This window comes from Melaminivora sp. (genome assembly GCF_032059615.1).
Taxonomy (GTDB): Bacteria; Pseudomonadota; Gammaproteobacteria; order Burkholderiales; family Burkholderiaceae_C; genus Melaminivora.
The window spans coordinates 55,173-75,190 of sequence record NZ_DAMCAM010000004.1; the positions used below are offsets into that span (position 1 = coordinate 55,173).

Below are 20,018 nucleotides of genomic sequence, written 5' to 3' on the forward strand. Positions count from 1 at the left end.
CGGCTTTCCCCAAGGAGCGTTGCAGCGGGCATGCGGCCCGTCAGGCTTGGGGCTTTCAGCCGGCCCTCCGGCCTTGCAACGACGCTCGCCTGTCCCCGTTTTCTCTCGATTGCACAGGTGAGCCAGATGACTGCCCCCGCCGTTTTTCCGCCCCCCATGAAACTCTCGGGCCTCGAGCCCGTCCTGATCGGTCCGGACACCCTGTTCGTCAACGTCGGCGAGCGCACCAACGTCACCGGCTCCAAGGCCTTCGCGCGGCTGATCCTGAACGAGGAATACGAAAAAGCCCTGTCCGTGGCGCGCCAGCAGGTGGAAAACGGCGCCCAGGTCATCGACGTGAATATGGACGAGGCCATGCTCGACAGCAAGGCGGCCATGGTGCGCTTTCTGAACCTGATCGCGAGTGAGCCGGACATCGCCCGCGTGCCGGTCATGGTGGACAGCTCCAAGTGGGAGGTCATCGAGGCCGGACTGCGCTGCCTGCAGGGCAAGGGCATCGTGAACTCGATCAGCATGAAAGAGGGCCTGGAGGAGTTCAAGCGCCAGGCGAAGCTGATCCGCCGCTATGGCGCCGCCGCCGTGGTCATGGCGTTTGACGAAAAGGGCCAGGCCGATACCTTCGAGCGCAAGATCGAGATCTGCGAGCGCGCCTACCGCGTGCTGGTCGATGAGGTGGGTTTTCCGCCCGAGGACATCATCTTCGACCCCAACATCTTTGCGATTGCCACCGGCATCGAGGAGCACGCCAACTACGCCGTGGACTTCATCGAGTCGGTGCGCTGGATCAAGGCCAATCTGCCCGGCGCCAAGGTCTCGGGCGGCGTGTCCAACGTGTCGTTTTCCTTCCGCGGCAACGACCCGGTGCGCGAGGCCATCCACACGGTGTTCCTGTACCACGCGATTGCCGCCGGCATGGACATGGGCATCGTCAACGCCGGCATGGTGGGGGTGTACGACGACCTCGACCCGGCCCTGCGCGAGCGCGTCGAGGACGTGGTGCTCAACCGCCGCCCGGATGCGGCGGAGCGATTGCTGGAGATCGCCGAGGCCACCAAGGGCGCGGCCAAGGACGACAGCAAGAAGCTCGAATGGCGCGGCACGCCGGACAACCCCAAGACCGTGGGCGAGCGCCTGTCGCACGCGCTGGTGCATGGCATCACCGACTTCATCGTGGACGATACCGAGGAGGCCTACCAGAACATCGTGGTGCAGGGCGGTGGCCGGCCGCTGCACGTCATCGAAGGGCCGCTCATGGACGGCATGAACATCGTGGGCGACCTGTTCGGCGCCGGCAAGATGTTCCTGCCCCAGGTGGTCAAGAGCGCGCGCGTGATGAAGCAGGCCGTGGCCCACCTGATTCCCTACATCGAGGAGGAAAAGCGCCAGCAGGAGGCGGCCGGCCTGGACGTGACCAGCAAGGGCAAGATCGTCATTGCCACTGTCAAGGGCGACGTGCATGACATCGGCAAGAACATCGTCACCGTGGTCTTGCAGTGCAACAACTTCGAGGTCATCAACATGGGCGTGATGGTGCCCTGCCACGAGATATTGGCGCGCGCCAAGGCCGAAGGGGCAGACATCGTCGGCCTGTCGGGCCTGATCACACCCAGTCTGGAGGAGATGCAGTACGTCGCCGGCGAGATGCACAAGGACGACTATTTCCGCATCAAGAAAATTCCGCTCCTGATCGGCGGCGCGACCTGCTCGCGCGTGCACACCGCCGTCAAGATCGCGCCGCAGTACGACGGGCCGGTGGTCTATGTGCCTGATGCGTCGCGCAGCGTGAGCGTGGCGCAGAGCCTGCTGGGCGAGGGCAAGGATCAGTACCTGGCCGAAGTCCAGGCCGACTACGACCACGTGCGCGAGCTGCACGCCAGGAAGAAAAAGGTGCCGCTGTGGCCGATCGACAAGGCACGCGCCAACGCCACGCAGGTGGATTTCACGCAGTTCCGGCCCACCGTTCCGCGTGCGCTGGGACGGCGCGTGCTGCGCAACTTCGATCTCGCCGAGCTGGTGCGCTACCTGGACTGGGGGCCCTTTTTCCAGACCTGGGACCTGGCCGGGTCTTATCCCGCCATCCTCGATGACGAGGTCGTCGGCGAGCAGGCGCGGCAGGTCCATGCCGATGGCCAGGCCATGCTGAAAAAACTCATCGAAGGCCGCTGGCTGACGGCCAACGGCGTGCTGGGCCTGTACCCGGCCAACCGCGTGGGCGACGACATCGAGTTCTATACCGACGAGACGCGCAGCGAAGTGCTGATGACCTGGTACGGCATGCGCCAACAGACGGAAAAACAGGTGGACGCGGAAGGCAAACTGCGCCCCAGCCGCTGCCTGGCGGACTTCGTGGCGACCAGGGAGTCGGGCATTGCCGACTACGCCGGCCTGTTCGCCGTCACGGCGGGCATAGGCGCGGAGAAGAAGGAAAAGGAATTCCTGGACGCGCTGGACGACTATTCCAACATCCTGTTCAAGGCGATTGCCGACCGTCTGGCCGAGGCTTTTGCCGAGTGCCTGCACGAGCGCGTGCGCCGCGATCTGTGGGGCTATGCGGCGGATGAAACCCTGAGCAACGAGGAGCTCATCAAGGAAAAATACCAGGGCATCCGCCCCGCGCCCGGCTACCCGGCCTGCCCGGATCACACGGCCAAGGTCGATCTGTTCAAGGTGCTCGATGCACCCGAGATTGGCATGGAGCTGACCGATAGCTTCGCCATGTACCCGGCGTCCAGTGTCAGCGGCTTTTACATCGCCCACCCCGAGGCGACATATTTCAGCGTCGGGCAGATCGGCGACGACCAGGTGCAGGACATGGCCACGCGCCGGGGCATGGATCTCGACGAACTGCGCCGGAGGCTGGCGCCAAATCTGGGATAAATCAGCCGATGTCCTGCAGCGTGCCCCCCCGGGGGCTGGTGGGGGTTGCGGTTTCTACGTGTCAGCCATCGGTGAGGCACGGCTATCATGGCCCGCAGCGCCCCGCCGCTGGCCCCGGTCAGCCGTCGAAGGTGCTTTTTTCTGACAACAGGAGACACCCACCATGCAACGACGCCACCTCATTGCCGGCGGCCTGGCCGCGGCTGCGCTGCCCGGATTCAGCTTCGCCCAGGCGCTGGAAAAGCCCAAGCTGACCATCGCCGTCGGCGGCAAGAACCTGTTTTATTACCTGCCGCTGACCATTGCCGAGCAGCAGGGCTACTTCAAGGATGAGGGGCTGGACGTCACGATCGTGGATTTTGCCGGTGGCTCGCGCGCGCTGCAGGCGGCGGTGGGCGGCAGTGCCGACGTGGTCTCTGGCGCGTTCGAGCACACCATCAACATGCAGCTCAAGGGCCAGCCCATGCGCGCCTTCGTGCTGCAGGGCGCGGCGCCCCAGGTGGTGCTGGGCGTCAACCCCAAGACCATGCCCAACTTCAAGTCCGTGGCCGATCTCAAGGGCAAGAAGATCGGCGTCACCGCGCCGGGCAGTTCGACCAACATCGTTGCCAACTACGTGCTGGCCAAGGCGGGCCTCAAACCCAGCGATGTGAGCTTCGTCGGCGTGGGCGCGGGCAATGGCGCCGTGGCGGCCATGCGCGCCGGGCAGATAGACGCCATCTCCAACCTCGATCCGGTCATCACGCTGCTCGCGCGCTCGGGCGACCTGAAGATCGTCTCGGACACGCGCAAGATGGACGAGGCCGAGCAGGTCTTCGGCGGCCCCATGCCGGCGGGCTGCCTGTACGCGCCGCAGGGCTTTCTGGACAAGAACCCGAACACCGCACAGGCCCTGGTGAACGCCATGGTGCGCGCCGACAAGTGGATCCAGCAGGCGGGTGGTGGCGACGTCATCAAGGTCGTGCCCGAGAGCTATCTGCTGGGTGACCGAGCCGTCTATATCGACGGCTTTCTGGCGTCCAAGCAGGCCCTGTCGCCCGATGGCAGCTTTCCGGCCAAGGGGGCCGAGACGGCCCTGCGCGCGCTGGCCAGCATCGATCCCAAGCTGGATGTGAAGAAGGTTGATCTGAACGCCATCTACACCAACGACTTCGTCAAGCGGGCCAACGCCAAATATCCCAAGGGCTGACGTGGCGATGAGTGCTCCCGCGATCGAGCTGCAGGCGGTGGCCTGCACCTTCACGTCCAAGGACAACCCGGCGCAGCGCTACACGGCGGTCAGCGACGTGAATCTCACGGTGGGCGCCGGCGAGTTCGTCAGCGTCGTCGGGCCCACGGGCTGCGGCAAGAGCACGCTGCTGAATATGGCGGCCGGGCTGCTCCCGCCGTCCGAGGGCAGCGTGCGCATCTTTGGCGAGCCCCTGTCGGGCATCAACACGCGCGCCGGCTACATGTTCCAGGCCGAGAGCCTGATGCCCTGGCGCACGGCGCTGGACAACGTCATGGCGGGGCTGCAGTTTCGCGGCATGCTCGATGCGGACGCCCGCGCCCAGGGGCAGGACTGGCTGCGCCGCGTGGGTTTGGCAGGCTTTGGCGACCGCTACCCGCACCAGATGAGCGGCGGCATGCGAAAGCGCGCCAGCCTGGCGCAGACCCTGGTCATGGACCCGGACATCATCCTGATGGACGAGCCGTTCTCGGCCCTGGACATCCAGACGCGCCAGCTCATGGAAAACGAGGTGCTCGACCTGTGGCAGCGCAAGAAGAAGGCCGTGCTGTTCATCACCCACGACCTGGACGAGGCGATTGCCATGAGCGACCGGGTGGTGGTGCTGAGCGCCGGGCCGGCCTCGCACCCCATGGGTGAGTTCGTCATCGACATCGAGCGCCCGCGCGACGTGGCCGAGGTCAAGATGACGCCGCGCTTCCTGGAGCTGCACGCCGCCATCTGGGACGAACTGCGCGGCGAGGTGCTCAAGGGCTACCAGCAACAACTGCAGCGCGCCTGAACCCGGGCGCCCCTTCTCGACTATGTGGAATCTGATCAAACCGCGCCCGGCCACGCTGCGGCTGTGGCAGCTGGCGCTGCTGGTGCTGCTGTTCGTGTTCTGGCACGTCATGACCAAGCCGGGCGTCATTCCGCCCTTCATGTTTGACAACGACCAGCAGGCGGCGTTCTTCTTCGGCGAGCCTTTGAAGATCTTTGGCCGCATCTGGGACTGGTTCGTGGTGGATGCCGACATCTACCAGCACCTGGGGGTCACCCTGGCCGAGACCGTGCTGGCCTTCGCCATCGGCGCCGCAGGCGGCCTCGCGGGCGGCCTGTGGCTGGCGCTGTCGCCCATGGCCTCGGCCATCCTGGAGCCCTACATCAAGGCCATGAACGCCATGCCGCGCATCATCCTGGCGCCCATCTTTGCCGTGTGGTTCGGCCTGGGTATCGGCTCCAAGGTCGCTTTAGGCGTGACGCTGGTGTTCTTCATCGTGTTCTTCAACGTCTACCAGGGCGTGCGCGAGGTCAGCCCGGTCATCCTGGCCAACGCGCGCATGCTGGGTGCCAGCCAGCGCCAGCTGCTGCGCCACGTCTACCTGCCCAGCGCCACGAGCTGGGTCTTCAGCTCGCTGCACACCAGCGTGGGGCTGGCCTTCGTCGGCGCGGTGGTGGGCGAGTACCTGGGCTCCAGCCAGGGCGTGGGCTACCTGATCCTGCAGGCCGAGGGCAGCTTCGACATCAACACGGTGATGGCCGGCATCCTGGTGCTCACGGCGTTTGCCCTGGCGCTGGACGCCGTGGTCGGACGCATCGAACGGCGCCTGATGCGCTGGCAGCCGCAGGCGGGGGACGGCGGCAAGCTGTAGGGCGCAAGCGTCTCAGGCCGGGGTGGCAGGCGGAGGAGGCGTGCCCGCCGCCTGCGCCATCTCCAGCTGCATGGCAGCCATGCGCACCAGGGCCTGGATCGTCGGCCGTCCTGTCTCGATGACGTGGTGCGCCGTCTCGCGATACAGCGGATCACGCACACGGCACAGCTCGCGCAGGCGCGCCAGCGGATCAGCCACCTGCAGAAGCGGGCGGCTCTGGTCGTGGCTCAGACGGCGCAGGATGTCGTCCGGCGCGGCACGCAGGTAGAGCACCTGGTCAAAGCCTGAGCGCAGCGCAGCGCGGTTGGCCGGGCGCAGCACCGCGCCGCCACCGGTGGACAGCACCATGGGCCCGCCCTGGGCGGCCAGCTCGGCCAGCAGCTGCTCCTCGTGGTTGCGAAAGCTCTCCTCGCCGCACTGCTCGAAATAGATGCGGATGCTCGTGCCCAGGCGCTCCTCCAGCAGCTGGTCCATGTCGATGAACGGCAGCTTCAGGCGGCGTGCCAGCTGGCGGCCGACGGTGGTTTTGCCCGAGCCGGGCAGGCCGACGAGGGCGCAGCGTGCTTGCATGGTGGAAAGCCGAAAAACCGGAGTGAGAGAAAAGAGGCGAACGTGCGCCGGGCGGGCTGACGAGTGTACGGGCGCGCCATGCGGCGTGCGCCGACACGGCTGGTTGCAAATGCCGCACACAATCGCCGCCATGGCTCTTTCCTCCACGCTCGACACCCTCAAGGCGCGCCTGCAGCCAGTGCTCAAGCCCGTGCAGCCCTTCATCCGGGCGGTGGGGCTGTGGTCCGACGCCGATGGCCTGCGCATGAGTGCGGCCATGTCGTTCTACGGCATCCTGAGCCTGGCGCCGCTGCTGCTGCTGCTGGTGGGCGTGCTGGGCTGGTGGTTCGACCGCTCCTATCTCGAGAGCAATCTGGTCGCGCAGGTGCAGGGCGTCGTGGGCGAGCGCGGCGCCGAGGTGGTGCGCGGGGCGCTGCAAAGCGCCCAGGAGCCAGCGCAGGGGCGCCTGGCGTCCCTGGTGGCCCTGGCGTTGCTGGCCTCGGGCGCCACCGGGGTCTTCGTCGAGCTGCAGTCGGCGCTGGCACGGCTGTGGGACACCGGCGCGGACAGCAAGGACGCCGATGGCGGCAGGTCCGCCTGGTGGCGGCTGGCCTCGCTGCGCCTGCGCGGGCTGGCCTACATCCTGGCGTTCGGCTTCCTACTGCTGGTCTCGCTGGTGCTGTCCACCGCCATCAAGGTGCTGGCCAACTGGGCGGGGGGCTGGCTGCCTTTCGATGACTCGGGCCTGGTGCTGAGCCTGGTCAACGAGCTGGTGGCCTTTGTCGTGACGGTGCTGCTGTTCGTCGGGCTGATGCGCATCAGCGGCGGGCGCCACCCTCCCATGGCCTGCCTGCTGTTCGGTGCGGTCGTCGGCGCCGTCCTGTTCACCGTGGGCAAGCAGGCGCTGGCCGTGTACCTGTCCACCGCCGCCGTGGTCTCGGCCTATGGCGCGGCCGGCTCGCTGGTGGTGCTGCTGATGTGGATCTATTTTTCGTCGGCAGTGCTGCTGTTCGCCGCCAGCTGCGCACGCGCCCTGCACGAACAGGCCCGGCCCCAGGAAGCCGCAGCCGCCCGGCCGACCTGCGATGACGCGAAAAACAGTGCGAAAAGTGGCGCGACCGCAGCCTCCCGGCCTGCAGCACCTGCCCCGGCCGCCGACGCCCCCGACGAGCCTGTGCCGCCATCCCCAGCCCGCTTCGAGCAACGCCCCGATTTCACCCAGCTGGCCCGCATGGCCCGCCACGACCCGCCCGGCCCCACCGCCTGAAACGGATTTGGATGAAAAGAGGCTTACGCCCTTATTCAGCAGGGACAGGTAGCTACAAAAAAAGAAGCAAACATCCGGCCTGCCTATCCCTGGCCAGCGGACGAAAAACGCAGCGCCCTCAAAAACCGGCGCGCCCCAAGACCAGCGGACGCCGTGGATCCGGCTTCGCCGGTCCAGTGGCGTCGTCCCCCTTCCCAGCGCGCGAAGCGCGCGCCAGAGAAGGGGGAGGCCGCGCAGCGGCTCAGGGGGATGCCCCTATTTCTCGACGAAGGCCCGCTCGATGACGAAGTCGCCCGGGCGGGTGGTGTTGCCTTCCTCGAAGTCGCGCTTTTCCAGCAACTCCTTCAGCGTGGCCAGCATCTCGGGGCTGCCGCACAGCATGACGCGGTCTTCCAGCGGCGACAGCGGCGGCACGCCCAGGTCCTCGAACAGCTTGCCGCTGTCGATCAGCTCGTTGATGCGGCCCTGGTTGCGAAACGGCTCGCGCGTCACGGTGGGGTAGTACTTGAGCTGCTGCGACACCATCTCGCCCAGGATCTCGTGCTGGGGCAGCTCCTCGGTCAGGTAGTCGTGGTAAGCCAGCTCGGCCACCTCGCGCACGCCGTGAATCAGGATGACCTCCTCGAATTTCTCGTAGGTCTCCGGGTCGCGGATCACGCTCAAAAACGGCGCCAGGCCCGTGCCGGTGGACATCAGGTACAGGCGCTTGGCCGGCAGCAGATAGTCGATCAAGAGCGTGCCCGTGGGCTTCTTGCCGACGACGATGGTGTCACCCACCTGGATGTGCTGCAGGCGCGAGGTCAGGGGGCCGTCGGGCACCTTGATGGACAGGAATTCCAGGTGCTCCTCGTAGTTGGCGCTGACGATGCTGTAGGCGCGCAAGAGCGGCTTGCCGTCCACCTTCAGGCCAATCATGGTGAAGTGGCCGTTGGAGAACCGCAGCGCCGTGTCGCGCGTGGTGGTGAAGGAAAACAGGCGGTCGGTCCAGTGGTGCACCGACAGGACACGCTCTTCGAGAAATGCGCTCATGGGTGGGGAAGGGCAGAGGAGAAAAAAGGGGGGAACCCGGCGGGATGCGAGTGTCACCGCTTTGTTATGCCTCCCAGGCATAAGGCGCCCTTTGGTCGCGGCGCCGATACGGGCAAACCCTGGGATTGTGGAGCAAACCCGCGTGCCGGGTACATTTGCCAGCCCTTGAACTGACCTGCGACAAAGGATGGAAACCACCATGCAGTCCCGTTTGCGCGCCGCCGCCCTGGTCCTTTCCCTGCTGGGCGCCGCCCCTGCCCTGGTGCACGCCCAGGGCAGCTACAAGCTCGGCGAGATCAACAGCTACAAGGCCCAGCCGGCCTTCCTGGAGCCCTACAAGAAGGGCATGGAGCTGGCCGTGGAGCAAGTCAACGCCGCCGGCGGCGTGGGTGGCAGAAAGCTGGAGCTGATCACGCGCGACGACAACGGCACGCCGGGCGACGCCGTGCGCGCCGCCGACGAGCTGATTGCGCGCGAGAAGATCGACGTGCTCATGGGCAGCTTCCTGTCGCACGTCGGCCTGGCGCTCACGGACTACGCACAGCAGAAGAAGCGCTTCTTCCTGGCCGCCGAGCCGCTCACCGACAAGATCGTCTGGGAACAGGGCAACCGCTACACCTTCCGCCTGCGGCCCTCCACCTACATGCAGGTCGCCATGCTGGTGCCCGAGGCGGCGCGCATGAACAAAAAGCGCTGGGCCATCGTCTATCCCAACTACGAATACGGCCAGTCGGCGGTGGCGACCTTCAAGCAGCTGCTGGCCGCCGCGCAGCCGGGCGTAGAGTTCGTCGCCGAGCAGGCCACGCCTCTGGGCAAGGTGGACGCGGGCAGCGTGGTGCAGGCGCTGCAGGATGCCCGGCCGGACGCCATCTTCAACGTGCTGTTCGCCGCCGACCTGGCCAAGTTCGTGCGCGAGGGCAATACGCGCGGCCTGTTCGAGCAGCGCGCCGTGGTCAGCCTGCTGTCGGGCGAGCCGGAATACCTGGACACGCTGAAGACCGAGACGCCCAACGGCTGGATCGTCACCGGCTACCCCTGGTATGCCATCAAGACGCCCGAGCACCAGGCGTTTCTGGACGCCTATCAAAAGCGCTTCAAGGACTATCCGCGCGCCGGCTCGGTGGTGGGCTACAACGCCGTGCTGTCGGTGGCGGCGGGCCTGAAGAAGGCCGGCTCGGCCGATACGGAAAAACTGATTGCCGCCTTCCGCGGGCTGGAGGTGGCCACGCCGTTCGGCCCCATCACCTACCGCACGCAGGACCATCAATCCACCATGGGCGCCTACGTCGGCAAGACGGCCCAGCAGCAGGGCAAGGGCGTGATGGTGGACTTCACCTACATGGACGGCGGCAAGTTCCAGCCCTCGGACGCCGAGGTGGCCAGGCTGCGCCCTGCGGGCAAGTGAGGCTGGCGGTGGCGGTCGTTCGGCGGTGCTGGCCCCCATCCCGGCCTTCCCCCAGGGGGGGAAGGAGCAGGGGGGCAGTTATGCCTCGGGCCTTGCCCCGTTTCCCTTTGGGAGAGGGTGGGGGTGAGGGCAGGTCCGCCATGGGCGCAACACCCGCTCCAACCCAAGCCCCATGACCCTCTCCAGCCTGCTCGTGCAGCTGCTCAACGGCCTGGCCGGCGCGTCCACGCTGTTCCTGGTCGCCGCCGGCCTGTCGCTGATCTTCGGCGTCATGCGCATCGTCAACTTTGCGCACGGCTCGCTCTACATGCTGGGCCTGTACGTGGCGTACTCCAGCGTCGAGCACCTGGCCGGCCGCATCGGCTTCTGGCCGGCGCTGCTGCTGGCGCCGCTCGTGGTGGGCGCGCTCGGCGCGGTGGTGGAGCTGGCGCTGCTGCGCCGCATCTACCGCGCGCCCGAGCTGCTGCAGCTGCTGGCCACCTTCGCGCTGGTGCTGGTCCTCAAGGACGCGGCGCTGTGGCTGTGGGGCCCGGAGGAGCTGTTCGGCCCGCGCGCGCCCGGTGCTCTCGCCGGCGCGGTGGACGTGCTGGGGCGGCGCTTTCCGGTCTATGACCTGCTGGTGATGGCCGCCGGCCCGCTGGTGCTGCTGCTGCTCACGCTGCTGCTCAAGCGCACGCGCTGGGGCCGGCTGGTGCGCGCGGCCACGCAGGACCGCGAGATGGTCGGGGCCCTGGGCGTCCACCAGGCCTGGCTGTTCACCGGCGTCTTCGCCCTGGGCGCGCTGCTGGCGGGCCTGGCCGGCGCGCTGCAGCTGCCGCGCGAGCCCGCCAGCCTGGAGCTGGACCTGGCCGTCGTCACTAGCGCCTTCGTCGTGGTGGTGGTGGGTGGCATGGGCTCGCTCGCCGGGGCCTTCGTCGCGGCGCTGGTCATCGCCGAAGTCAAGGCGCTGTGCATCTGGCTGGGCGTGGTGCAGCTGGGGCCGTTCCTGATCGCCTTTCCCAAGCTCACGCTGGTGGCGGAGTTTCTCGTCATGGCCGCCGTGCTGCTGTGGCGCCCCTGGGGGCTGCTGGGGCGCGCGCAGGCACCGGTGCGGCTGCTGGCGCGCGCCGAGGCGCCGCTGCACGCGGCCACGCCCGGCCAGCGCGCGGGCTGGCTGCTGCTGCTCGCCGCCCTGGCCGCCGTGCCCTGGCTGGCCGGGCCGGGCAGCTACGCCAGCGTGCTGCTGGTCGATGTCTTCATCGCCGCGCTGTTCGCCGCCAGCCTGCACGCGCTGATCGGCCCGGGCGGGCTGCATTCCTTTGGCCACGCGGCGTATTTCGGGCTGGGCGCGTATGGCGCGGCGCTGCTGGTGCACCACGGCCAGCTGCCCTTCGGCCTGGCGCTGGCCGCCGCGCCGCTGGTGGCGGCCGCCGGGGCGCTGGTCTATGGCGGGCTGTGCGTGCGCCTGTCGGGCATCTACCTGGCCATGCTGACGCTGGCCTTCGCGCAGATCACCTGGGCCATCGCCTGGCAGTGGGACGCCGTCACCGGCGGCAGCAACGGCATCACGGGCGTGTGGCCGCCCGAGGTCCTGGGCGGGGGCGCAGGCTTTTACTGGCTGGCGCTTGCCCTGTGCGCAGCGGGCGTGGCGCTGCTGCGCCGCGCGCTGCTCTCGCCCTGGGGCCTGGCGCTGCGCGCGGCGCGCGATTCGGCCCCGCGCGCCGAGGCCCTCGGCATCGACGTGCGCGGCGTGCAGTGGGCGGCCTTCGTGCTGACCGGGGCGCTGGCGGGGCTGGCCGGGGCGCTGTTCGCCTTCTCCAAGGGCAGCGTGTCGCCGGACGTGCTGGCGGTGGCGCGCTCGGTCGATGGCCTGGCCATGGTGCTGCTGGGCGGCGTGCAGCAGCTGGCCGGCCCGCTGGTGGGCGCGGCGGCCTTCACCTGGCTGCACGACAGCCTGGCGCGCGCCACCGAGTACTGGCGCGCCCTGCTGGGCGGCATCATCCTGCTGCTGGTGCTGTTGTTTCCGCAGGGAATTTCGGGTTTTGCCCAATACTGGCGCGGACTTTCAGCTATGAAAAAAGATGCTCCGGGAGGGCCGGCATGAGCGCGCCGCCGCTGCTGAGCGTGCAGGGCCTGCGCAAGGCCTTTGGTGGCGTGCAGGCCGTGCAGGACGTTTCGCTGCAGCTGGCCGAGGGCGAGCTGCTGGCGCTGATCGGCCCCAATGGTGCAGGCAAAAGCACCACCTTCAACATGGTCGGCGGCCAGCTCGTGCCCGACGCCGGGCGCGTGCTGCTGGCCGGGCAGGACATCACCGGCGTGCCGCCACGCCGCCTGGCGCGCCTGGGCGTGGGCCGCACCTTCCAGATCGCCGAGACCTTCGCCAGCCTGACCGTGCTGCAGAACGTGCAGGCGGCGCTGCTGGCCCAGGCGCGCGCCACGGCGCGCTGGTGGCAGCGCGCCGACGCCCATCAGCCTGCAGAGGCGCTGCAGCTGCTGGCGCAGGTGGGCCTGCAGGAGCAGGCCGCGCGCCCGTGCAGCGAACTGGCCTACGGCGACGTCAAGCGCCTGGAGCTGGCGCAGGCGCTGGCCGGGCAGCCGCGCCTGCTGCTCATGGACGAGCCCACCGCCGGCATGGCGCCGGCCGAGCGCGTCGCGCTGATGCAGCTGGTGCGGGACCTCGCGCGCGCGCGGCGCATGGGCGTGCTGTTCACCGAGCACAGCATGGACGTCGTGTTCGGCCAGGCCGACCGCGTGGCCGTGCTGGTGCGCGGGCAATTGCTGGCCGAGGGGCCGCCGCGGGAGATCCAGGCCGATGCGCGGGTGCAGCAGGCGTACCTGGGGGGTGGTTTTGGCGAGGCGCTCGGGCGGGAGGGCGCGCCGGGGAGTACGGCGCTCGCCGGCCCTCACCCCGCCTCGTCCCTGCTCAACGTCCAGGACCTGCACGCCTGGTACGGCGCCGCGCACATCCTGCAGGGCGTGTCTCTCGCCGTCGCACCGGGCGAGGTCGTGGCGCTGATGGGGCGCAACGGCGCGGGCAAGTCCACCACGCTCAAGAGCATTGCCGGGCTGCTGGCGCGCACCGCTGGCCGGGTGGAGTTCATGGGCGCGTCCCTGCTGGGCTGGCCGGCGCACCGCATCGCCCGCGCCGGCCTGGGCTACGTGCCCGAGGAGCGGCGCATCTTCACCGACCTCACCGTGCTGGAGAACCTCGACGTCGGCCGCCAGCCGCCGCGCCGCCGGCCCGATGGCCGGCCACTGGCGCCCTGGACGCCCGAGCGGCTGCTGGCGCTGTTTCCCAACCTGGCCGAGATGCCGCACCGCCCGGGCGGGCGCATGAGCGGGGGCGAGCAGCAGATGCTGACCGTGGCGCGCACGCTCATGGGCCAGCCCCTGCTGGTGCTGCTGGACGAGCCCTCCGAGGGCGTCGCGCCCCTCGTCGTCCAGCAGATGGCGCGCGCCATCGCCGAGCTCAAACAGCAGGGCCTGGGCATCCTGCTGTGCGAGCAGAACCTGCCCTTTGCCGCCGCCGTGGCCGACCGCGCCTGCGTGCTGGAGCAGGGCCGCATCGTGCACGAGGCGCCCATGGCGCAACTGGTGGCCGACGAGGCGGCGCGGCGGCGGTATCTGGGGGTGTGAAGGAGCGGCAGGCGAACGATTTGGAGTGCCCATGAAACGGCCCGGGGTGGCAGGCGCGCATGAACGACGCACTGCGCGACTGGTTGCGCACGCACAAACCTGCTTGCGTTCCGCAAGCCATGCCCGCCGCGCAGTCTCTCTGGCTCAGTCCTGCGCCGCCCGCAGCACCCGCCGGTACTGCACGGCCTCGGCCACGTGGACCGTGCCCACCGTCTCGCTGCCGGCCAGGTCGGCAATGGTGCGCGCCACCTTGAGCGCGCGGTGCGTGCCGCGCGCCGACCAGGCCAGGCGCGTGGCGGCGGTCTGCAGGAAGGCGCGGGCGGCCGGCTCCAACCGGGCGTGCTCGTCGATCTCCTGGCCGGCCAGCGCCTGGTTGGCCTTGCCCTGGCGCGCCAGCGCCCGGCCGTGCGCGGCGCTCACCCGTTCGCGCACGGCGCTGCTGGCCTCGCCCGGCGGGGCGGCCAGCAGCTCGTCCGCGGGCAGGGCGGGCACTTCCACGTGCAGGTCGATGCGGTCGAGCAGCGGGCCCGACAGTCGGCCCTGGTAGCGCGCCACCTGCTCGGGTGTGCAGTGGCAGGCGCGCTGGCGTGAGCCGGCGAAGCCGCAGGGGCAGGGGTTCATGGCGGCTACCAGCTGAAAACGCGCGGGGAACTCCGCGCGCCGCGCCGCACGGGCAATCGTGATGCGCCCGCTCTCCAGCGGCTCGCGCAGCGCCTCCAGCGCGCTGCGGGCAAATTCGGGGAACTCATCGAGAAAGAGCGTGCCCTGATGGGCCAGCGATATCTCGCCCGGCCGGGGGGGCGATCCGCCCCCGACCAGGGCCACGGCGCTGCAGCTGTGGTGCGGGCTCGCCGTGGGCCGCTGCATCCACTGCGCCGCAGAGAAGCGCCCGGCCAGGCTGGCGATGGCTGCGCTCTCGAGCGCCTGCTGCACCGTCATCGGCGGCAGCAGGCCGGAAAAGCGCTCGGCCAGCATGGACTTGCCCGAGCCCGGCGGCCCCACCAGCAGCAGGCCGTGGCCGCCGGCGGCGGCGATCTCCAGCGCGCGCCGGGCGGCGGCCTGGCCTTTCACATCGGCCAGATCGGGGCCGCAGGGCGCCGTCTGCAGCGGCGCGGGCGCAAGCCGCTGCCAGCCGCCGTCGTCCGCGCCTTCCCCGGCCTGCCAGGCCGGGTCGTCCCCGGCGGGCACGAACTGCCGCACCACATCCAGCAGATGCCGCGCGCGCCAGATGCAGGCGTCCGGCACCAGGGCCGCCTCCTCGGCGCTGCCGGGCGGCAGCACCATGCGCGGCGCGGCTTCGGCCTGGGCGGCCAGCGCCAGCGCCACGGCCAGCGCGCCGCGCACCGGGCGCAGCTGCCCGGACAGTGACAGCTCACCGGCAAATTCCCAGCCCGCCAGCCGCGCCGCGTCCAGCTGTCCGCTGGCGGCCAGGATGCCCAGGGCGATGGGCAGGTCGAAACGCCCCGAGTCCTTGTGTGATTGAAAAAAAATTATGAGAAACTGGTCAATTGCTATTTAAGAACGGACATCCGAATGATCCAGGAAAGCGTTCAAGAACAGCTGTTGGCCTTCCTTACACGAGAGGAGGAGCCCATGGTGCGAGGCGTAGTACGCAAGGTGCGGGAGAACCCATTCAGTGTTACCGCACGGCTGTCCAGCAAAAAACTCGGACAGACAATCCAAGCAGAATCCCTATTGGAATACGATTTTTTGAACATCCTCGACTTTGATCCGAGGGTGGAGAAATACGGTGCTCAATGTTTATCCGTTCCTTGGATCGACCCTACTGGGCGGCGTCTTCTTTATACACCCGACGTGCTCGTGAAATTCACGCGCGAAGCGCGGGAAGCGGATCGCCGGCTGGGAGGAACGATTTTTGAGGTTAAGCCGTCGGCAGTGCTCTCCGATAAATTGGCCGAACTAAAGCCGAAATATCGGGCCACCATGCGAATCCTGCGGGGGACGGGTGTGCGTTTCAAGCTCATTACAGATCGGCAGATCAACCGAGTCTTCGCAGCTAACGTCAGGTTCTTGCTCAACTACAAGGTCGAGCGATTTCAGAATGCCAAGGATCCCCAGGAAAAATCCATGGACGCCGCGTTGCTAAAAATGGTCTGGGGCTTGAATGAACCGACGACCCCGCAGAAAATTCTGGATGAATTCAGCCAGAGTTTCGAGTTGCGTGCGCGTCTCCTTACTAGACTCTGGTACTTTGTCGCTATATGCGCGCTCGAAACCGATTTGATTGAGCCATTGACTATGAATAGTGTCGTGTGGCCCGGAATTTTTCATCGGCCGTTCCAGACCACATATCCCACACCAAAGTGGAGGCAGGAGGTATATGACTGGTATCGCTAAGGTTGTTGCCGGCGCAATCGTGAAACTTGACGGCAACAGGGAGTACATAGTTCGTCGTTTCGAAACGCCGACACGCGTGGAAATTCGAGATATGGATACCAATGAGGTCAAAGTTGTCCCGTTGGAACACCTGCGATGCAAAGTTCCTGCATCGCGCCGCCAGAACATCGATCTCGATGCGATTGCAGAACCACGACTCGACGCAGCACAGGAAAAATATGCTGTGCTCAAACCTCTGCTTGATGCCGGAAAATGGACGCCAGCCGATATTGATGCGGCGGCAATGCAAGCCGGAGTTGCGCGCTCGACGATCTATCGATGGCTCAAGGATTTTCAGCAGGGCAATCTCGTATCGAACCTGATGCGGAAACGACGCAAAGATGTCGGTATTCAGCGCCTACCGCCCGAAGTCGAAAAAATTATGCGCGAGGTCATCACTGATTACTGGCTCACACCAGAGCGGCGTAGTGCGACTCGCGCGCACCGTGAAGTGAAGCGCCTTTGCTGGAACGCCAGTCCAAGGCTGACGCCCCCAAGCTTGCCAACGTTCATAGCGCGAATTGCGAAGATGGACAGCAAACACGTCGCAAAGCGGCGTGTCGGCCAACCGGCTGAAGATAAGCTCAAACTCGTGGATGGTACGGTGCCGTTTGCCGATCGGCCGTATGGCATATTGCAGATTGATCACACCCTGATGGACATTCAGCTTGTGGATGAAGAGCGTCGAATTCCGATCGGCCGTCCTTGGCTGACTCTTGCCATCGATGTCTATAGCCGCATGGTCGCGGGTTATTATATCTCATTTGATCCGCCTGGCACATTAGGTACGGGAATATGCGTAGCCAACGCCATTTTGTCGAAGAAAAGTTTGCTCAGTAGACTTGGGCTGTCAAATGAGTACCCGTGCATGGGAAAGCCGCAAATCATCCACATGGATAACGCGCGGGAGTTTCATGGAAAGGCGCTTGAGCGCGCTTGTCTGGAATATGGCATCGACTTGGTTTTCCGCAAAATAAAGACCCCGCGCTACGGGGCGCATATCGAGCGTTACTTAGGGACGCTGGGAGGCGAGATTCATGCATTGCCGGGTACGACTTTCTCCAACTCCAACGAGCGAGGTAACTACGACTCTGAGGGTCGCGCCGCGTTAACGCTTAAGGAGTTTGAGCTGTGGCTCGGAAATGTAATAATTGGCCTATACCACAACCGAGAGCACGGCGGCACTGGCGAAGAGCCAATCAGGCGCTACACGCGAGGCATTCTTGGCGACGCCAAAACCGCTGGCGTCGGCCAAGTAGAAGTGGTCACTGACGAGGAGCGGCTGCGCATCGATTTTTTGCCGTTGTTTGAGCCAACCGTGCAAACCTATGGAATCAAGATCGATCATATTTGTTATCACTCGGACGTGCTCAGACGATGGGTCGGGTCGGTAGATCCAAAGAAAAAGACTGAGCGCCGGAAGTTCATTTGCCGAAGGGATCCAAGAGACATCAGTAGCATCCTTTTTTACGACCCGGATGCGGAGACGTATTTTCGCGTGCCCTATCGCAACATGGCGCATCCGGCGATCAGTCTGTGGGAGTTGCGCGCGATACGCGCTCACCTTCGTGAGCAAGGAAAGAAGGATGCCGACGAAGATGTAATTTTTCGGGCGCTCGACGAGATGCGGCGGATTGAAGAGGAGGCCGTGCGGGCGACTGCCAAGGCACGGCGTAGCCAAGGCGCGCGTCGTTCCATGCGTCGACGTGATTCTCCGGCGCCCGCTGGTTCGAACGCGCCCATTGAGGGCGATCTGAAAGAAGCTGCGGATGGTGTGGAATCGCCACTGCCAAGCTCGATCGTGCCGTACGACGAGATAGAACGTTTTTAGGAGCCACATGGATTCGAATAATGATCCCTATCTTCGCATTCAAGCTTTGAAGCAACCGGTGTGGATTGGCTATGGGCGCGTGGTGGAAATACGGCGGCAAATGGAAGAGCTGTTCAATCATCCTCGCATGCATCGAATGCCTAACCTCGCAGTAATCGGCGAGTCGAATAATGGTAAGTCGATGCTATTGAACAATTTTGCGCGTCGACACGATCCTACACGTGCTCCAGGGTACAGCGTCAACGACGACAAGATCGAGCGACCTGTTTTTCTCTTTCAAGCGCCGCCAGAGCCTGACGAGGGACGGCTTTACAACCGCATGCTCACCGAACTCTACGCCCCTGGAGCAGACCGCGAGCCCGCCGAAAGCAAGCTGCGGCGGGTCAGCGTCATTCTTAAGGCTTTGAAGACGCGCATGGTGCTGATCGACGAGTTCGGCTTCTTTCAAGCAGGCACTCCCATGAAACAGCGCAAACTCCTCAATGCCCTGAAATTCCTGGGAAATGAATTGCAGATCCCGATCGTCGTCGCAGCGGTGCCAGAGACCTTGAATCTGCTGCAGTCCGATCCTCAAGTGGCGAATCGTTTCGAACCCGTGTTCTTGCCAAAATGGAAGATGGGGGAGGATTTTCAGAAGCTACTCGCCACGATGGAAAAGACCCTCAGCCTACGGTTGCCATCCAACCTCGCGGCCGAAGCAGCCGCACAACGCATTCTCGACGAAAGCAACGGAATCATCGGTTACATGTCCGACCTGTTGCAGATGCTGGCAATTGATGCCATCCGAAGCGGTGCGGAATGTATCACCTCACACGCGCTAAAAGAAGCCAATCTCAAAAGGCTTGGCTGGGTTCACCCGAACCGTCGGCACCGTTACGCGGGCTAAATCATGAGTGTACGCCTCCTGCCCGTGCGCTTTCCTCCGCTACCCGATGAGTTGCTGTCCTCGTGGTTTGTTCGCCTTGCTCACGCCAACGGAGAAAAATCGCACAGCTTGAGCTTCAAAATGTTTGATGGCGGGCTCAATTTCGTTCAGGGAGGTGACCAAAATCTGGATCGAGGGCATGACGCAGATGTGTTAAGGATTTTGGCTCTTGCGACCAGGACTGCAAAGGAGCGAGTTGCCGCATCCACCTTGGGTGCCTATTCAGGCTACCTATGGGATGAGATTTCAGCGCGCGGAGTTCGGCGCTGGGTTATGCCAGTTTTGAGCCGAAGCAGCGGACGAACGGGGTATGGATTGCAGGCATGTGCAGAGTGTCTGCGCAGTGATGAAATGCCATATTTCAGGCGTTCTTGGCGACTTGCGTTTCACATCGCGTGTCCGTTCCACGGTTGCCTACTGATGGATCATTGCTTCGCTTGTGAAGCGCCGCTTGTCATCCATCGTGGCGACGTTGGCATATTCACACCCGAGCCCGAATCGTCTGCAAGGTGGTGCAGCTATTGCCGAGCAGACCTCGCTGACGCCATGATTTCAAGTCATAAGCTAGATGCCGACTTGCTCGAATTTCAGATCCTTCTCCTCAGCACTCTACGGCGAGGTTGGATCAATGTGGGTGGCCGCGTGATTAATTCAGTGTTGTTCTTTGAGGGTCTGCGGATGCTGTGGGCCTTTCTCGACGCGCCAAGATGGTCTGCTTCATTCCGCCGTGGCATGCAAAGACGTGGCTTTTCCTTTATTGAGGGACAAGAAAAGCGGTATGGCGGTGCTGACGTCCGGCGTACAGAAGGACGGCACAAGTTGCTGGCGGCTTCAGGTTGGTTGCTGGATGATTGGCCGAATAGATTCGTCGAGGTTGCAAGCGAAGCAAGAGTGTCGAGCAATCACGTGCTCCATTTTAGCTTGCACGGTCAGGGATCGACGCCGTTCTGGCTATGGAAGCCCATCCACGATTTTCTAGATCGATCGATGTATGTGCCCAGTGACGAAGAAATTACGAATGCTTTTCTGTATCTAGTACGCCTTGGGGGACGTGTCCGTCAACGCGATGTGTGCTGCTTGCTTAACATGCGAACTAATCACAGTTTTCGTGTAGCAGCTGTCATGAAATCTTGTCATCTCCTCTGATCTGCGCATATTCACCGCCGGGTCAGGCTTTAGACGGCCGCTCCGTTTCCCCTCGATTCAATTTTAGTTGAGTATGGTGGCGAGATAGCTGAAATTCGCCATGTTGCGAGCTCGGCGT

General features: G+C 65.3%; 13 protein-coding genes, 2 pseudogenes and 1 riboswitch. Of the genes and pseudogenes, 12 read left to right on the forward strand and 3 right to left on the reverse strand.

Annotation, left to right across the window (positions count from 1 at the left end):
• Nucleotides 1-5: 5 nt before the first annotated feature.
• A riboswitch (S-adenosyl-L-homocysteine riboswitch) is annotated at nucleotides 6-94 on the forward strand.
• Nucleotides 95-126: 32 nt separating this feature from the next.
• From metH to RT051_RS01735, 4 genes are all read left to right on the forward strand, one after another.
• The gene (gene metH, locus RT051_RS01720) at nucleotides 127-2,877 is read left to right on the forward strand and encodes a methionine synthase (protein ID WP_313070422.1); all 2,751 of its coding nucleotides are present in this window, start codon (nucleotides 127-129) and stop codon (nucleotides 2,875-2,877) included.
• Between the two features lie 163 nt (nucleotides 2,878-3,040).
• A complete protein-coding gene (locus tag RT051_RS01725; RefSeq protein WP_313070425.1) occupies nucleotides 3,041-4,066 on the forward strand; it encodes an ABC transporter substrate-binding protein in 1,026 nt (341 codons plus the stop codon).
• Between the two features lie 7 nt (nucleotides 4,067-4,073).
• Nucleotides 4,074-4,886, forward strand: a complete 813-nt coding sequence (locus RT051_RS01730; protein ID WP_313070428.1) for an ABC transporter ATP-binding protein — start codon at nucleotides 4,074-4,076, stop codon at nucleotides 4,884-4,886.
• 22 nt (nucleotides 4,887-4,908) lie between these two features.
• Nucleotides 4,909-5,736: an ABC transporter permease gene (locus RT051_RS01735; protein WP_313070432.1), complete on the forward strand. Its 828-nt coding sequence runs from the start codon at nucleotides 4,909-4,911 to the stop codon at nucleotides 5,734-5,736.
• A gap of 12 nt (nucleotides 5,737-5,748) precedes the next feature.
• Here RT051_RS01735 and RT051_RS01740 read toward each other — a convergent pair whose 3' ends face one another.
• Nucleotides 5,749-6,306 (reverse strand): shikimate kinase, encoded by a 558-nt coding sequence (locus tag RT051_RS01740; RefSeq protein WP_313070435.1) that lies wholly within the window; start codon nucleotides 6,304-6,306, stop codon nucleotides 5,749-5,751.
• A 109-nt stretch (nucleotides 6,307-6,415) separates the two neighbouring features.
• On the opposite strand from RT051_RS01740, the pseudogene RT051_RS01745 reads away from it, so the two are divergent.
• Nucleotides 6,416-7,339, forward strand: a pseudogene (locus RT051_RS01745) (YihY/virulence factor BrkB family protein); the annotation flags it as partial.
• 468 nt (nucleotides 7,340-7,807) lie between these two features.
• Here the strand turns inward: RT051_RS01745 and RT051_RS01750 are convergent.
• Nucleotides 7,808-8,581: a ferredoxin--NADP reductase gene (locus tag RT051_RS01750; RefSeq protein WP_313070439.1), complete on the reverse strand. Its 774-nt coding sequence runs from the start codon at nucleotides 8,579-8,581 to the stop codon at nucleotides 7,808-7,810.
• Nucleotides 8,582-8,780: 199 nt separating this feature from the next.
• On the opposite strand from RT051_RS01750, the gene RT051_RS01755 reads away from it, so the two are divergent.
• The 3 genes from RT051_RS01755 to RT051_RS01765 all read left to right on the forward strand — a co-directional run bounded on the left by RT051_RS01755 (nucleotide 8,781) and on the right by RT051_RS01765 (nucleotide 13,601).
• A complete protein-coding gene (locus RT051_RS01755; protein WP_313070443.1) occupies nucleotides 8,781-9,986 on the forward strand; it encodes an ABC transporter substrate-binding protein in 1,206 nt (401 codons plus the stop codon).
• A gap of 172 nt (nucleotides 9,987-10,158) precedes the next feature.
• Nucleotides 10,159-12,069 carry an ABC transporter permease gene (locus RT051_RS01760; RefSeq protein ID WP_313070447.1) on the forward strand — a complete coding sequence of 637 codons (1,911 nt, stop codon included), beginning with the start codon at nucleotides 10,159-10,161 and terminating at the stop codon, nucleotides 12,067-12,069.
• A complete protein-coding gene (locus RT051_RS01765; protein ID WP_313070452.1) occupies nucleotides 12,066-13,601 on the forward strand; it encodes an ATP-binding cassette domain-containing protein in 1,536 nt (511 codons plus the stop codon). The genes RT051_RS01760 and RT051_RS01765 overlap by 4 nt, the downstream gene beginning before the upstream one ends.
• 144 nt (nucleotides 13,602-13,745) lie before the next feature.
• On the opposite strand, the pseudogene RT051_RS01770 reads toward RT051_RS01765, so the two are convergent.
• Nucleotides 13,746-15,074, reverse strand: a pseudogene (locus tag RT051_RS01770) (YifB family Mg chelatase-like AAA ATPase); the annotation flags it as partial.
• Between the two features lie 60 nt (nucleotides 15,075-15,134).
• On the opposite strand from RT051_RS01770, the gene RT051_RS01775 reads away from it, so the two are divergent.
• From RT051_RS01775 to RT051_RS01790, 4 genes are read left to right on the forward strand one after another with little or no spacing between them, the layout of a single operon-like run.
• A complete protein-coding gene (locus RT051_RS01775; RefSeq protein ID WP_313070455.1) occupies nucleotides 15,135-15,959 on the forward strand; it encodes a TnsA endonuclease N-terminal domain-containing protein in 825 nt (274 codons plus the stop codon).
• Nucleotides 15,943-17,829 carry a Mu transposase C-terminal domain-containing protein gene (locus RT051_RS01780; RefSeq protein ID WP_313070459.1) on the forward strand — a complete coding sequence of 629 codons (1,887 nt, stop codon included), beginning with the start codon at nucleotides 15,943-15,945 and terminating at the stop codon, nucleotides 17,827-17,829. Before RT051_RS01775 ends, RT051_RS01780 begins: the two co-directional genes overlap by 17 nt.
• A 7-nt stretch (nucleotides 17,830-17,836) precedes the next feature.
• The gene (locus RT051_RS01785; RefSeq protein ID WP_313070462.1) at nucleotides 17,837-18,715 is read left to right on the forward strand and encodes a TniB family NTP-binding protein; all 879 of its coding nucleotides are present in this window, start codon (nucleotides 17,837-17,839) and stop codon (nucleotides 18,713-18,715) included.
• A gap of 3 nt (nucleotides 18,716-18,718) precedes the next feature.
• Nucleotides 18,719-19,900 carry a TniQ family protein gene (locus RT051_RS01790; RefSeq protein WP_313070466.1) on the forward strand — a complete coding sequence of 394 codons (1,182 nt, stop codon included), beginning with the start codon at nucleotides 18,719-18,721 and terminating at the stop codon, nucleotides 19,898-19,900.
• Nucleotides 19,901-20,018: the final 118 nt, after the last annotated feature.